Consider the following 15861-nt stretch of genomic DNA (forward strand, 5'->3'; position numbering starts at 1 on the left):
TCCTGACCTGTTATTCCTGTCCGATCCGGTTATTCCGGGTGGCACGAAATCTGTTGGCGGCCCTCTCCTATCTGTCTGTAATTTAAGGCTAAAAACGCTTTTTTAGCGGTTACTTTCCCATTTTTATTTGGTAGCAAATAGGCAGGCGGTTATCTTTGCCGTCCGAAAAAACAATGGGGGATTAGCTCAGTTGGCTAGAGCGCTAGCATGGCATGTTAGAGGTCATCGGTTCGACCCCGATATCCTCCACCCGGAAAAAAGGTTCACAAGTTTGTGAGCCTTTTTTGTTTGGGATTAGCGCAGTTGGCCAGAGCGGTCCGCTGGGGTGGAAATTATTTAGTATCTTACTGGTAAAAATACTAAAGCAACCAGTTGTTCGCCAAATCGCTGACAAACCGTTCGTTAAACATTCCAACCAGTCAATAACAAAAGCTTCTGTTGGGCTAAATACTTGATACCTACAAACAATAGTTCATTCCACGTGTATTCTTTAACCAAGACGCCCTGGTGACCAATCCTTGGCCCATATTTTTTGTAACTTTCCTGAAAGATAACTGCCAAACCTATGTACATCGTTTTGGACACATGCAGTATTAACAATGATTTCAACCTAGATAGCACCCGAATAAATCGCCTATCCATACTTGCTAAAGAGGGAGATCATATCATTTATTTACCTGAAGTTGTTATCTTAGAAATGAAAAAGCATTTCAGGGACGCTTTAACAGAATTTCAGAAGCAATCCGGCAAAGCCATTAACGACTTTAATAGGCTAACCAGCGAAAATCATAATTCCCCGATTACCCCGGAATCCATAGAAAAGAGCGTCCGTAGTTACGGGCGGTCGTTACAAAAAAAAATGAAAGCCCTCGGCATAAAGCCTCTGGCGACGCCTACGGGTAACGAAGATCTGATAGCAGAAAAGGCGGTAAACCGTAAAAAGCCATTTAAGGTTAGTGGTGAGGGTTGCCCTGACGTGCTCATTTGGGTTTCAATACTTAGACTTGCCGAGGAGTTTGCAGAAAATCCATCCATTGGAGCGCCAAGGATTTTATTTGTGACCAATAATTACAAAGATTTTTGTGCCTCCGAAAACTTTGATCTGGATCCCGAACTTTTAAACGATCTGGCAGATTTTGGAATCGAACCTGCTGTCTTGAAAGTGATAAAAAACATTAACGAAGTATTCGACATGCTTTACACGCCGGCGATCACACTACAGTCGTCCGATATAATGCGATATGTAAATTCCAACGCTTTTCTGGCTTCTGATTTTATGGAAATGGCCAAAAAGCAATTTATGAAATACCTGCCTTATAAGATGTTTGACGCTGACCAGGTAGGCTTTCCAGGCATCTATGAAAATCCCACTATCGATATGTTTTATGAAGACTTCACCTTTGAATTCGATCCAGTCGAAGTCCTAGGTGCGGGGAAAATTGCCTTAAAAATAAATGCTTCTGTGACTTGCCTGTTCGATATATACATTGCAAAGTCTGATTATTATTGCATGGAAGAGTTCGAATTTAACGTGTATGATCGTGACTGGAATGATTATTATGTAGCAGCTCAGCAGGAAAAGAATATCTGGTTCACCATCGAACTTATTGCCGATGAAAAGTTTGGGTCTATTCAAAGCTGCGACATTACTATCAATGAACACAAAAATCGCAGGCCCATGGTAAGAAGAAGGACTGACCTTTTTTGGGGAGTCCAAGGCGGTGCTGCCATATGACATAATCCATTCAAAATCACTAATTTTGCCTATATTTAGCCGGATGAGCCAATTTGATTACATAAAAAACATTGCAAAGTTTGGCCTGGAAAATGACCAGGAAAAGCTCCTCTCTGTACTTAATGAATTTATTGAGTATTCCAAACAGCATAAAAAAATCAACCTGGCTCTTCAGCTTCAATCTCTTCTAAAAGAAAGCATTCACCAAGGCAAAACGAGTAATCTTACCAAAGCGGGCTCTGAAGCATACTATAATAGAATTGATGAGCGGGAGTTAAACGATCTGATTCTGGAAAAGTTAACTTCTGACTATACTTTTGAAAACCTCGTTGTCACTGAGGAAGTTAGAAACGAGCTTGCTCTGTTTATCAGGGAACATAAGGCAGCAGATTTACTGCGTTCTTACGAACTACCTGTTGCCAACAAGATATTGCTCTATGGTCCGTCAGGATGCGGTAAAACACTGGCTTCTTATGTCATTGCGGGAGAACTTCAAAAAGTTATGGCTGTCGTCAATTTGGGCGCCATAGTATCTGCAAAGCTTGGGGAGACCAGCAAAAACCTCGCGAAGATTTTCCGTAAAGCTGCCGCGGACAATTGCATCATATTCATCGACGAGTTCGACTCTCTGGGCAAAATCAGGGATTATAGCCAGGATCATGGAGAAATGAAACGCGTTGTAAACACCATCCTGCAACTCTTTGACTTTTTGCCCCAATCGTCAGTTGTTATCGCCGCCACCAATCAAAAAGACATGGTGGACGAAGCGTTGCTGAGACGATTTGATATGAACATTACTCTTGAACTGCCGGGCAAAACTGAAATAGCCAATCTGATCGATCTTACCTTAAAAAATGGCCGATTCCGATTTCCAAAGACAGCTTCTAGGTCAAAGCTGATCAATCATTCATTGGGACTTAGTTATTTCAGTATTCAGAAAACCCTAATAGCAGCCATCAAACGCAGCTTGTTTCAAACAACCACTTCCAAAAGGGTTGGCTCAGTCTTAATTGACACTAATATATGGACAGAGCTGCTCACTGCAGAAAAAAAAGCCCTGGGGGTCAAGTAGACAGGCCCTTAGCTAGCCTCAGCTTCCAGATCAGCTTCCCCAGTGAGATCACCAGTCGCAATTATTCTTACCGCGTTGATAGCAGTCATTTGTGCGTAAAGGTTACTGTCTGCACTATTCTCCATCATTTCGGTAAAAGTGGCTACCAAAGAAAAAGCATGTCTGTTTTCCTGAAGCACTTTCAAATGGTCTTCAGGAATGCCTTTTTTAACCAGGCACCTGACCGCAATAGCCACAGAACCATCAACTTTGTTTAAATCACCAGGCTGCAGAGTATACTCCATGGACTGCGCATTAGAAAATACCCGGTTCTCAATACCGTGATGGTCTTCACTCCACCTGAATCCCTTCTTAATGCCATAGCCGTCCTGCCCGCCCTGAGCAATGGTGTCAACATCCAAGTTTCTCACCAGTCCAAATGACATATGAAGGGGGAGATAGCTCAGGTGGTTCTCCCGGACAGGCAAAAAACTATAACACAAGGTAATTTTACATTGCAGCTTGTGCCCTGAATGCTTAAGACCCGGCGGTAGATTTACCGGCATTACAATAATTTGTCCCACCTCTATTTCGTCCTCGATGATAAAAGTGATCGCATTATTTTCAGTAGATATCAGCCCCTTTTTTTTAGGTTTCCCAAATCCAATCAGGCTTTGAAGCAATCTGGCGTTGGTACCGGCGAAAGCTGGTAAATCCTTTAATCTATAATAACCAGCAGCGTTGACAAGAATAGCCTTTACAGTCTGCGTCCGTAACTCTGGATACATATTCAGAATTTGCGCACCAAACGAACACAACAGGGGTGTGGCAATACTGGTTCCGCAGGTTCTGAAGAAAAAGCGGCCTGTTGCACGTCCGCCCGCACTAAGTACTTCAATACCCGCGTCATAACTGAACAGATCACCGCCATCATAAACGAGATCCGGTTTATTCAGGTATTTGTTCCGCTGTCCCCTTTTAAGTGAGCTGCCATTCACCGTTGCGGTATAATCCCAATGGAACTTTCTGGTGTAATAAGCTGGATAAATATTCAGTGGAGTTACATCAGAATTGTCTCCCTCCTCGATGTTACCAGCCAATGCTCCTATAGAAAGATTATTCAGGGAGTCGGAAGGAGCAAAAATATTGGTATCCTCACAAGCGTGGTACGGGCTTGTAGAACTCCTGTCATAAAAGAATTTTGGGTATTCATGAGCAGGATGTGCGAAGGCTGGATTCCGTACTAAATCATCCAGGCTATCTTCGCTGAAATTACCGACTGATAAGAAAATCAATATATCCTCCTCATGAGCTAGTTTATCCAGCTCATAGGCAAACTGACTATAGCTGCTGTTATAGACCTTTGCTCCGGGCAGGTTCAGCGACATATTAAATAGCCGGATGCCATGCCTTCTTTTGGCATCTCTGATGTCGGTAATCAACCGGGGAATATTGATCTCATCATTGGGGTGGTGAATAGCTTTGATCACCGCGATTCTGGCCTTGGCTGTATAGGTTTGTTGTGCGGATGCGGCGAATTCATCCCCCAGCGCTACTAGGCCGGTTACCAAGGAACCATGTCCAGCTTCATCCCAATAGGCACCTTGGCCGGTATGATCGTAATTGATATCTGTTAACACTCCCCTGAGCGGGTCAATGTTTTGATCAAAACCGGTATCTATTATACCTACCGTTGTAAGCTGCTCCGGTATCTCCACGTCAAAACCATACTCTCTTCGCACCTCGCCGTACTGTCCTGGTCTGACAGTCGTTGATCGTGAACTAGTCACAGTTTTGATAATGTCAAAGTTATCGACGATGGTATTCAACTGGGCTTCATGGAGTGTATGGATCTCTACCATATATGGGCTACCTTCAGAGTAAGTGAACCTGATATTCTGTGCCCGCAGGTATTCCAGCATAGCCGCTTTCTGCTTCTCACCTTCTCCACCTTCTGTCCGGATCAAGGTTAGCAGTAGGCCTTCTTGCTGAGGATTAATCAGGCGCTCACCACTGCCAATGAATTGAAAAGATAGCATTAGGGCAAGCAGGTTATAAGGCTTCCCCTCATAAGAAGTTCCCTCTTCGCTGTCAATAATAGTATCAACATGCTGCTGAAAGGTTCCAAATCGCTGCCAGTTAGTAATTTCAAAAAGCACAGTCCTGTTGAACTGACTGTAATCAACTGGTGTTAGCCCATACCGATCAATAAATAATGACTTAAGATCATTATTAAAAACTTTGAAGAAGTCTATTTTAACAAGGTCGATCACCATAGGCAATCTTATAGTTCTCCGTTCATTACGGGTATTTAGGCTAGTACCAAAAGCCGCCTTGTTATTGGCCAAGTTTCTCTTCTGAAAATCGGGGATCACCTTCGGGCCTGCATCTTCTTCATTTTCATCGGCAGGAGCCTCGATGTAACGTTTTCTGTTAAACTTTGGGCTGTCTGTCCTGGGATTTTGCAGGATCAGATGAAAGTTATTGGGCATAGCAACTCGTTAAAAATTTAGGGACAACGGGGGTTTTACCCGTTAAACTAATTGCTAATTTAATTATTTTTCTGTTATTAAACGGTGTTAACGTTACTAACCCAAAATCGGTTAGACAATTGCCCGATTAGGACCACCAAAAGGCACTGACTGGTTTTAAATTAGTGCCTTTTATTGTCTTGCCAAGCTAAGATATTATACGCTGTAGCCATTGATCAGTATGAAGATACACAACTGCATACCTAATTGCCACTGTAATACACCCACTCATATAGGTGATACCACTTCCTAGCATCAATGCCTTTTTGATGAAAGATGCTATCACGGTAGTGCAGCCTTTTCATTTCAATTGCTTGACCGCTCACTCAAAAGGACGATTGCCGTTTTTGTCAGCTATCGTGAATTTTGCAGATGACAAAACAACCTTCCATATGCTTACTCGAAACCTTATTCACGGTAAATTGTCCTGGCATCTCCTGCTTTTATCCGGACTATTCCTTTTCATTTCCTGTAAAAAAGAAGGGCCCGCAGGCCCTGCGGGTGCAGATGGCAATGCCAATGTACGTTCGGGTACTGTTTCACTGACCAATGCCGATTGGAAATGGAATGATTTCTGGGCATTAACTACCAGTGCCGGGTCCTCTACCATCTATACCACGAGATATGCGGATATCAACACAGAACTGATTACCCAGGAAATCGCAGACAAAGGTTCTGTACAGGTCTTCTTTAAACCCAATAATGATGGGTGGGTGCCATTGCCTTACACATTCCTGGACGTTACCCGCAATTATTATTTCAATTTTGTGTACGAGTATAAGGCGCGAAAAATTCGCCTTCATTACTTTTGGACCTCTAATATAGCGGGCGCCGGCGTTCCGACCGGACTGAATACTTATACCCTTCCTGGTTACACGTTCAAATATGTGATCACCGCCGCCCAATGATCATATAGTAGCAGGCTGTATGCTCATTCGTTTTTCGTTTTGTTATACTTATCGCCTGTACTTCCCAATGGATCTGTCCTAAAGTACCCGGTAAGTTGTATTTTAAACTTGCTTTCTTTATCGTTCGCAACTTCGTAATACTCGTCACTTGTCAACTCTATAATACCCTCTAAAATTTGTCCCTTCTTAAATGTTGGTTTTTCAGCTAGTGTCAATTTATAAGTTTTGCAAGGGACACTAACACCAAATTCCAAACTGTCATTTTCATGTAGTTTATAAATTTCTGTGTCCGATTTTGCAAAGTGTCTTACAATACAGGTGTCTTTGAAAAGGGAAATTTGATACCCAAAACCTGCAAACATTCCCATAAAGCCGACAATGTTAATGGTGTCGCCTTGAAGTGTGGTCATAGTCATACACTCGTCAATGCTTTTGCCCTTTGCATAGGTGTCACCAATAAGATTACCGTTCTGGTACATTCTGAAATCCATGGACGACATTGTCAATCCCTTGAATGACTTTACTTTTTTGTCTACCTGCGACTTGATTGAATTGTCAATGATATAAGCGCCATTTTCAACTGGTTTAGGCGTTTGCCCACAAGCGCTTAAGGAGATAAAGTAGAATGCCAGCATGAAGAATGTTCCAGGTTTTATCATTAGCGTGATGTTAGTTTGAGTGGCAGGTAACATTAATTCATTTGTGCAATACCTCTTACTTAGGTTGTCGGTATATTATCACGTAGTAAAGGCTGTGCATGTCCATTGATATTTTATTTTCGGCTTGCCATTTAGCATATCCTTCGAAATCAAATTTCATATTCTCTGGCACAATCATCACCATGCTATACTGTTTCATGATAAACTCTGACAGATAGCCTGCTTTTATCACTTTGTTTATATCACTAATCAACTTAGCTATAGGATTGTCAGGGCTAAAATTCTCGTTTTTGCATTCTGCAAATTCCTTAAAAGCCGCTATGTGCAGGTTAAGATATAGATCCGGAAAGCCTGAAGCCCGTTCATTTTCAGGAACGTTGTTATTTGCCCACTCTAACTTCTTAAAACCACTATTAAGAACATACTTCGCTCTTTCTCTGTCCTTGCCCAATGCAGGAGCTACAATGAAATCAGACTTCAGGTTTAATGGCTTTAACGCTGTTAATCTGGTGGGGTCGTACCTGTTCAACACCTTATCCTCTAATGCGTTTAAACTACTATCTAAATCCTTTGCTGCAATCTGTACGCTTAAAAACCACGAACCGCACTCATACAAAACTATTTGACTGGTTCCATACTTACCCTTTATTGCCGTTACCGCTTTGAAGCCGTTACAGATGTATTTTGTCCCAACTCGCCGAACCGGACCTTGTTCAAATCCGGTTGTCTTATTAGCGGCATCTGAAACTTCCTGGAGCGTTTTCAAATATTCACGCCTTAACCTCCCTTCAGTTCCGTCACCTGCCGGATAGATCTTAATTGCTATAGATGCTTTCTCCGGAACTTCATAGGTCACTTCAATATTATCGTCTTGCTTTGTGAATGAGTAAATATTTTTCCTCGTATAGTCTTCCATTTGTTCGGGGAAAATAATTCCTGTGGCACTGTGAACGTAATCTCCTCTTGATTTAATTAATTTAGGTGAATTACGCTCTTGTCCTTGAACCCAAAGCGTGATAAAGATTAAAATTGAAAATACACAATATCTCATCGGTATAGGGGTGTTCTCGTTTTAGTATTACAGCCAATTAAGATACCCGCAATAGTACGTAATTCCAAAAAGGGAGGTATTGCAGGCTCTCATGAGGTACAATCGAATTTACCTGCTGTCTAAGAATGATACCCTGATAGATAGAGGCCCAGTGTTATTCCTTTTTTAAGAATTTCAATGTTTTAATAGCCTCTAATACCAGTTTTTGATTTGCTGGTTTTAGGTTGTTACCATACAAATTGAACTTGTCAACATCTGATCCTGCCTGCCATAAGCTGTCAATATAAATACCTGTCGTTCCTATACCTGGCTGTCTTGGGAAAACAATTTTAGCGCTGCGCCCATCTACCGTGTCCCATAAAACATTATTCTTTTTGTACTTGTCTGGATCAATTCCTTTCCTACTGTCAACTATGATAAGATCAACGGTGTCGCTTGGATTATCAAAGTGTTGAAGCATCGAACGTTCTACAATCTGGGGTTCATATTCAGTTAAATCATTAGAGTACCACCCTAAGTCAAAATATAAAGTGTCGTTTGAGTCAATTGCAATTTGTCCAACATAGCTGTCTATGCCTTTGGCTTTAATTTTCGTCCAGCTACTCGGTGCCTCAATTGTAAAAGAGCCAAAGTCAAGAAGTTGTTTGCCCGACTTTATTTTGCTGCCTGAACAGCTAATGAAAATGACAATGAAAAGTACAATGATGATTCTCATGTTAAAGCATTTGCAACCTGAATTACGTTTTACTATTTGCTATAGCACTATCGGTCATCCTCCCCTGTAAAATAGCAATAACTTATTAATTATCATACTCTTTGACGTAAGTCTCCCTCCTATTTGCCCATATCGTCGCCTCCAGGCCCTCAAAAGCATTCCTGAAGCCTTGTTGAAGTATTCCGTTTCCAATCCGCTAGCCAGGATATTCCGTATATATCCCCTATATATCCCTATGATATCCCGTAGATGAGTCCATCTTTAATAGATGGGGATATCTACGGGATAAGTAATAGTTGTGTAGGGGATGTATACGTTATATACTAGCTGACGGCAGGCTGACGGCAGGCTGGCGGTATGCTACCACCAGCCTTCAGCAGTGCTTTTGCTTACCTTTAAAACCATCTTATTATGGCCAGAGTAATTGCCGGCCCGGGCGCCGGTTTCCAGGGGTCTGTAGATGACCTGTCGTTTTATAGAATACGAGGTGTGGAAGGCACCATTGTTCGCCGCAAGGGCGGGCCCTCCAAAGAGCAGGTTAAAAATGCACCCTCCATGGTGCAAACCCGCCGGGGGAATTCAGAATTTGCCGGCAGGGCCAAAACAGCCCAATGGATCATGCGGTCCCTCTTTTACCACAAATCCCTGGCCGACCATAATATTGCCGGGCCCCTCAATGCCCTGATGACGCCTGTACAACTATTGGACGGGACATCTAACTGGGGACAACGAAATGTGCGCTTATCAGCCAACCCGCAAATACTCAAAGGCTTCTCCCTGAACCGCAACAATACTTTTGATACGGCCATCAGGTATCCCATCGAGTATGTATTGGACCGGAACACGGTTTCAGCGTTTGTCCAGGTGCCGGAACTACAGCCCGGCATTAACCTCTTTGCCCCGGAAAAGTATCCCTGGTTCAGTATTGTTGTTTCCCTGGGCCTTGTGCCCGACATCATCTTTACCAAAGACCAGGAGCCGGCTGATGCCGACTATGATTCCTTTACCGATCCCCAGGCCAAATCATCTGTGCATGCCTACACCTATCCGCATCCGGAGTATAAGCTATATACACTGCCGGTCTGCGCCGTTACTGTATGGCATCCGGTGAAGAAAGGCTGCCCCGCAATACCATTGGAGCTGCAGTTGCCGGTATCCCCGCCAGACAATCAATTTACCCTCCTGCTAAGTATCGGCATCAGGTATGGCATACAGGAAGACGCCCGGATCATCAGTCAGGTCCGGTATGCAGGCGCGGCTAAAATATTGGCGGTGGAATAGTCAGGGGACAATCCTGAAATCAACCTTATCGGCGTGGGGTAATATCGCTCCCACTTCGTTGGCACTATGTAAGCGGTCGTACCACGGACTCAGGTCCAGCGATGCCCCTTCTTTAACAGTGAATGGCAGAATAGTAATTGTATTACTGCTGCCGGTAGCAGTGCCGGGTGGTGTTATGATGAGTGTTTTAAAAATGCGGTTTCTCCGCTTACAGCGTTTTTGATTAATTTGGTGTCTTGATACCATTTACAACCATTCATCCTTTTCCTCTTTATTTCTATAGTTCATTAATTGATTGTCAACAATTTGTCGAGAGGTGATTTACATAGGAACGGACTGCTGCCCCCAAATACCAAAACTGATCAATCCGTTTTTGATGAGCTCTTTCATACTTATTACAGCCGCATATATGGTAAAGCGCTTCAATTGTGTAAAGTGCATGCCACTGCCCAGGATGTCGCGCAGCAGGTTTTTTTAAAGTTATGGGAAAAAAGAGCCGATCTGGCACATATCCCTAATCCTGAAGCCTGGCTGTTTAGTGTAGCCAATCATCAGATTGTGGATATATTTCGCAATCAGCTAATGCAAGACAAGTATACTCAATTTGCCCTTCATTTACTGGAGCAGGAAGCTTCCTCACCCGAAGATCTTTTGATCACCCGCCAGCAGAAACAACTAATGGAAAAGAGCCTGGAATTATTATCTCCTAAACAAAAAGAAGTGTATCGCCTGAATCGCAATGAAGGCATGACCTATGTTGAGATTGCAACGAAACTGGGGATCAGTCGCGATACCGTCAAGGAATACATGGGAATAGCGATTGCTAAAATAAAAAAGTTTCTACGGGAGCAACAGGCAGAATGGTTATTATTACCAGCCATTGTCCAATTATTTTTTTAGTTCATCCCCCCCTAATATTTTCCCAATCCGTTTACTATTATATAGACAATGGCAACTGAACAAATTACCCAGGAACAATTTGCCCATTTATACCAGAAATGGCGCTCACAGCAGCTCTCCGAAGAGGAATGGCGCCTGTTTCAGCAAACGGCTACCGATCCGGCCATGAAAAGTATGCTGTTGGCCGCTGTGCAGCAAGACCTGCTGTCGGCTGAGTTTGATAATTTATTAACTGCCGATGAACGTCAGGAGGCTTATGGTCTATTAATGGAAAAGATCAATGCTTCTCAGGCAGCCATGGATGCCCCTGCTCACCGTACTCACTTCCTGAAAACAGCCTGGTTTAAGTATGCTGCCGCCATTCTTATCATACTCGGCGCTGTCGCTTACGGCTGGATAAATAGCCGCCATGATAGTAGCCTCGCCACAACAGATGACAACAAACGCTTGCAACCGGATATTCCTCCTGGTGGTGAAAAGGCAGTTTTAATACTGGCCGGTGGGACAAAGATTATGCTGGATAGTGCTGCCAATGGAAATGTAGCCCAGCAGGGAAACGCTCAGATCGTGAAATTATCCAACGGTCAGATTGCTTATCATTTACAAGGCAAACCGGACAAAGTATTGTGGAATACAATGAGCACGCCTGCCGGCGGACAGTATCAGGTAATGCTACCCGACGGAACAAAGGTTTGGCTTAATGCCGCCAGTTCCATTACCTACCCAACTGCATTTCCTGGTAAAGAAAGGTCTGTCAGGATTTCCGGGGAAGCTTATTTTGAAGTGGCAAAAAACAAGCAGAAACCTTTTATTATTGATGTCGATGGAAAATCACTCGTGGAAGTAGTAGGAACAAGCTTTAACATCAACTCCTATGTGAACGAAGGTAGTATTAAGACAACCCTATTGGAAGGAAGCGTGAAAGTGATCAGCGAAGACAAAAAAGCCATCCTCAAACCAGGTCAACAGGCTCAAATAGCTCTCCAGGCCGGGACAGGTAATGACCGGCCATCTGGAAAGAGCAGTGCCACTATAATAATCAACTCATCCATAAACCTGGAGCAGGTTATGGCATGGAAGAATGGAATATTTAATTTCAATGGAGAGGATCTGTTCACAGTCATGCGACAATTGGAGAGATGGTACAATATTAATGTTCAATATCAAGGTGCTGTATCCAATGTAATTTTCGAAGGTGAAATGTACAGGAATGCCAATCTTTCTGATGTGTTGGAGGCCTTGCAGAAAATGGGCGTAAAATTCAGGCTGGAAGGGAAGAAATTAATAGTTACCAATTAGCTAAGTAACTTATTGCTGTTAATAGTAAACGCAAACAAAAAATATTAATGATTTGATCTAAGACAGGTTATCCAAACAAAAACCGCTCCGTGTGGAATACGAAGCGGCAGATGTCTGGGCAACAAAACAAACTTAAGTCTTCCAGGACTGCTTATTACATCACCCAAACAACACAAAAGTATGGTAAAAACTGCTATTTGTGGTTGGTCGGCTCGTGGGAGCAACCGCTGCATCACCCAAACCCTGTTAGCCATGAAACTAACCGCTTTTCTACTTACCGCCGCGTTCCTGAATGTCAGCGCAAAAGCTGTGTCGCAGAACATCACGTTTACAGGTCAGCATGTTAGCCTCGAATCAGTTTTTGCAGCAGTAAAAAAACAGACGGGGTATCTTTTCCTTTATCCCAGGGCCGCTCTTCGCGCTGCTAAACCGGTTTCGGTTTCGGCGCAGGACCTTCCCCTGGAAAAATTTCTTGCTGAAGTATTCAGGTCGCAACCGCTTGAATACAACATTAAAGGCAAAAATATTTTTGTATCACTCAAACCAACCGTTACCGGGTCTTCTAACCAACAACGCTCATCAAATGTAGCATTGGGTATGCTTAAGGATACGTTGATCCACGTTACCGGCAGCGTTACGAACGATCAGGGAAAACCATTGAGCGGTGCTAATATATTCATCAGGAGAACTGGTCGTGGCACCACCTCCGATCCTCATGGAAATTTTACCATCGAAGCTTCAACGGGCGACATATTGATTATCTCTTTTATAGGGTATGATACAAGAGAGGTTAAGATCAGTTCAGCCAATGCCGGTACTATATTGCTAAAACTGAAACCCGCCTCTCTGGGTGATGTAATTGTGACTACAGCATACGGGATTGAAAAAAGAACAAAAGAGCTGGGATATGCTGTCGCCAAAGTAAAGGGGGAAGATATAAACCGCACTAACCCGGGAAACTTTCTTTCGGGGTTGGTAGGTAAGGTCTCAGGTCTCAATATTTCTTCATTAAGTCCTGACATGACTCCGGATAATAATATTATGTTGAGAGGTATCAGGTCTATTAATCAATCGGCCAACAATCAGCCATTGTTCATATTGAATGGTTCGCCACTTTCTTTTGGAGCAGACCAGAACTCAGCTACCCTGGCGCTGGATTTTCTGAATAATCTCAATCCGAATGATATTCAGGATATCACCGTACTTAAAGGGGCAAATGGTGCTGCATTATATGGCCCCGAAGGGGTGAACGGTGTTATTATTATTACAACCAAACGGGGCGATAAGGAAGGGCTTAAGATAGGTTTCAGAAGCAGTACCGCTTTTCAGTATATAGATTTCAGTCAGCGAAAAGTGCAGACACAATTCGGCGCCGGAAATCTGACAGATGCTCAGGGCAACCCGGTGTACAATCCCGTTGGTGCTGAATTATGGGGACCGGCATTTAATAATGAGCTCGTTCCGCTGGGAAGACCGGATGAAAATGGTGAAACCCAGCAAGTCCCCTACAGGTATTCGGATGACCGGCAGCAATTCTGGGATGTTGCAAGGATTACGCAGAGCAATCTTTCCATTTCGCAATCGGATAACAAGTCTGACTTCTATCTCGGTCTTTCTTATACAGATCAGACTGGCCTGCTTCCGGGCGACAAACAGAACAAGGTTGGCATATTGCTGAATACAGGAAGGCAATTCAATAAATGGAATGTTCGTATCAACCTTGGTTATACATTGACCAACGCTGATAAAGGGCCCAGCAGTATCAAAACCGACATGACACCGCCACATGTTCCGCTCACGAGCTATAAAGATTTTATAAATGATCATTGGGCCGACCGCAATCATTACTGGGCAGATGAAACAGAAAATCCTTATGAAACAATAGCCAGTAACAGGCGTAAATCCACAGAAAATGCATTAACAGGGAATCTTGATTTTACAATAAAGCCATTGAAATGGCTCACTATCACAGAACGCCCCGGAATCACGTATAGCGCTTCCTACACCAAAGCAACCAATGCCCCCAGGATCTATTCTGATTTTGCAAAAGCATACGGTGCTATGGGAAGATGGGTGAGCTACAGGGATATTCCGGCCCGGCTCAGCGAGGAAACACTTACCTCATTGGCCATTAATAACGATCTGTTGCTGACAGGTCTGCACAATGCCGGTTCTTTCTCCTTCCGCACTACGCTGGGCAATACCATAAGGCAGAACTATACAAAAGAAGTCATAGGCAGCACCTCTTACCTGGTTATTCCTGTCTATAATCTTGCCTATGGAAGAATGGGAGAAACATTTCCCCGGGAGAAATCCGTCCTTTCAAGATTTTATTCTCTGTTCAGTACATTTTCAGTAGGATACAGAGACATGGTATTCCTTGAGCTTACGGGGCGGAATGACTGGGATTCCAAACTTGCCGTAACCGCCCGTAATAAAAATTTTTATTCCGGTGCAAATACTTCGATCGTGCTTTCAGAAATGATTCCCGCATTATCAAAAATGAAATGGTTATCATCGGCCAGGTTGAGAGCATCTGTTACCCGCACGGCAAATATGAATATCAGGCCATACCAGACAGAAAGAATACTCGATCTATACCGCATTTATGGTGACCTGGTATCCTATATCTATAAGGGGAATAATCCCAATCCCTTTATCAAACCGGAGAATTTGATTTCACAGGAGTATGGCGGAAGCTTTTCTTTTTTAAACCAGCATATTAACCTGGATATCACGTATTATAAGCAGCGAAATAACGGGCTTATTCTCGATGTCGTTAACTCCCTATATAGTGGGGCGCCAACTATTGATAATGCAGGCGTATATGATAACATGGGATGGGAGTTTGATGTAAAGATCAACAGGTTGTTCAAGGCCGGACATTTTCAGGCAGGCATGGATATTCGACTGGCGCTGAATGATAATAAAGTGATCTCTCTGCCGCCTGTATATAATAATCAATTGATGGCGTATGTAGGGCCTGCCCAGGTAATTGCCCGGACCGGTCATCATGCTTTTGAATTTAATCTGACCGACTGGAGGCGAACACCTGACGGAAAGATAATTGTAAACAGCGCAACAGGAATGCCGGAGCTTGACTATGCCAACCCGGTATTTACCGGAAGAACACTGCCTCGCTATTCTGGGGCAGCTAACTTGAACCTGGAGTGGAAGAAACTTAAACTATACCTATTAGGAGAATTCAGGGGAGGCAATCACCAGTACAATGGGGCAGGGAGCCTGGACACCCGCATGGGATGGTCACCACTCACAGTATATAATAACAGGGAACCCTTTGTACTTCCCAATTCTGTTTATGACGACGGATCAGGTAAATATGTGGAAAATACAGCTATAAAAATAACAGCCATTCGTGATTTTTACCAGAACTATGCTTCATCGGCCAGCATTCCCTATCTCGTAAAAGCTGACTTTTTTAAACTGAGGGAAATATCCCTCACCTACGATTTAACATTAAAAATAAAACCGGTTAAAAATATTTTACTGGGCGTATATGGCCGTGATATAGCATCCATTTATGCAAAAGGAAATTTTTACGGAGACCCCTTGATGGTCAGGGGGCCGGGATGGTCAAGGGGAATGATCAACCCAGGTGGTGAATCCAATTTGAGCAATGTTGCCGGTGCAGCCGCGAACGAAACAAGACTACCTGGCACGATCATGTATGGATTTGTGGTAAATGTAGGTTTCTAATTATTATCAACACT

General features: G+C 43.3%; 12 protein-coding genes and 1 tRNA gene. 8 read left to right on the forward strand and 5 right to left on the reverse strand.

Annotation, left to right across the window (positions count from 1 at the left end):
• Positions 1-175: 175 nt before the first annotated feature.
• From HB364_RS00565 to HB364_RS00575, 3 genes are all read left to right on the forward strand, one after another.
• Positions 176-249 (forward strand) — tRNA-Ala (locus HB364_RS00565).
• Positions 250-565: 316 nt separating this feature from the next.
• The gene (locus HB364_RS00570) at positions 566-1735 is read left to right on the forward strand and encodes a PIN domain-containing protein (RefSeq protein WP_167285958.1); all 1170 of its coding nucleotides are present in this window, start codon (positions 566-568) and stop codon (positions 1733-1735) included.
• Positions 1736-1778: 43 nt separating this feature from the next.
• Positions 1779-2807 (forward strand): ATP-binding protein, encoded by a 1029-nt coding sequence (locus tag HB364_RS00575; RefSeq protein ID WP_167285959.1) that lies wholly within the window; start codon positions 1779-1781, stop codon positions 2805-2807.
• Between the two features lie 8 nt (positions 2808-2815).
• Here HB364_RS00575 and HB364_RS00580 read toward each other — a convergent pair whose 3' ends face one another.
• Positions 2816-5278: a S8 family peptidase gene (locus tag HB364_RS00580; protein WP_167285960.1), complete on the reverse strand. Its 2463-nt coding sequence runs from the start codon at positions 5276-5278 to the stop codon at positions 2816-2818.
• A 431-nt stretch (positions 5279-5709) separates the two neighbouring features.
• Here HB364_RS00580 and HB364_RS00585 point away from each other — a divergent pair, with 431 nt between their 5' ends.
• A complete protein-coding gene (locus HB364_RS00585) occupies positions 5710-6225 on the forward strand; it encodes a hypothetical protein (RefSeq protein WP_167285961.1) in 516 nt (171 codons plus the stop codon).
• 23 nt (positions 6226-6248) lie between these two features.
• Here HB364_RS00585 and HB364_RS00590 read toward each other — a convergent pair whose 3' ends face one another.
• The 3 genes from HB364_RS00590 to HB364_RS00600 form a co-directional block, all read right to left on the reverse strand.
• Positions 6249-6884 carry a hypothetical protein gene (locus HB364_RS00590; RefSeq protein WP_167285962.1) on the reverse strand — a complete coding sequence of 212 codons (636 nt, stop codon included), beginning with the start codon at positions 6882-6884 and terminating at the stop codon, positions 6249-6251.
• A gap of 55 nt (positions 6885-6939) precedes the next feature.
• Positions 6940-7935, reverse strand: coding sequence for a hypothetical protein (locus HB364_RS00595; RefSeq protein WP_167285963.1), 996 nt, complete (start codon positions 7933-7935; stop codon positions 6940-6942).
• 154 nt (positions 7936-8089) lie between these two features.
• Positions 8090-8650, reverse strand: a complete 561-nt coding sequence (locus HB364_RS00600) for a hypothetical protein (protein WP_167285964.1) — start codon at positions 8648-8650, stop codon at positions 8090-8092.
• A gap of 411 nt (positions 8651-9061) precedes the next feature.
• Between HB364_RS00600 and HB364_RS00605 the strand changes: the two genes are divergently transcribed.
• Positions 9062-9931: a hypothetical protein gene (locus tag HB364_RS00605; protein WP_167285965.1), complete on the forward strand. Its 870-nt coding sequence runs from the start codon at positions 9062-9064 to the stop codon at positions 9929-9931.
• Here HB364_RS00605 and HB364_RS00610 read toward each other — a convergent pair whose 3' ends face one another.
• Positions 9932-10177: a hypothetical protein gene (locus HB364_RS00610; RefSeq protein ID WP_167285966.1), complete on the reverse strand. Its 246-nt coding sequence runs from the start codon at positions 10175-10177 to the stop codon at positions 9932-9934.
• A gap of 45 nt (positions 10178-10222) precedes the next feature.
• Here HB364_RS00610 and HB364_RS00615 point away from each other — a divergent pair, with 45 nt between their 5' ends.
• The 3 genes from HB364_RS00615 to HB364_RS00625 all read left to right on the forward strand — a co-directional run bounded on the left by HB364_RS00615 (position 10223) and on the right by HB364_RS00625 (position 15847).
• Complete coding sequence (locus HB364_RS00615; protein WP_167285967.1) at positions 10223-10831, forward strand: RNA polymerase sigma factor; 609 nt, start codon at positions 10223-10225, stop codon at positions 10829-10831.
• A gap of 48 nt (positions 10832-10879) precedes the next feature.
• Positions 10880-12130, forward strand: a complete 1251-nt coding sequence (locus tag HB364_RS00620) for a FecR family protein (protein ID WP_167285968.1) — start codon at positions 10880-10882, stop codon at positions 12128-12130.
• Positions 12131-12382: 252 nt separating this feature from the next.
• The gene (locus HB364_RS00625) at positions 12383-15847 is read left to right on the forward strand and encodes a SusC/RagA family TonB-linked outer membrane protein (RefSeq protein ID WP_167285969.1); all 3465 of its coding nucleotides are present in this window, start codon (positions 12383-12385) and stop codon (positions 15845-15847) included.
• Positions 15848-15861 lie beyond the last annotated feature (14 nt).

The organism is Paraflavitalea devenefica (assembly GCF_011759375.1).
GTDB classification, from domain to species: Bacteria; Bacteroidota; Bacteroidia; order Chitinophagales; family Chitinophagaceae; genus Paraflavitalea; species Paraflavitalea devenefica.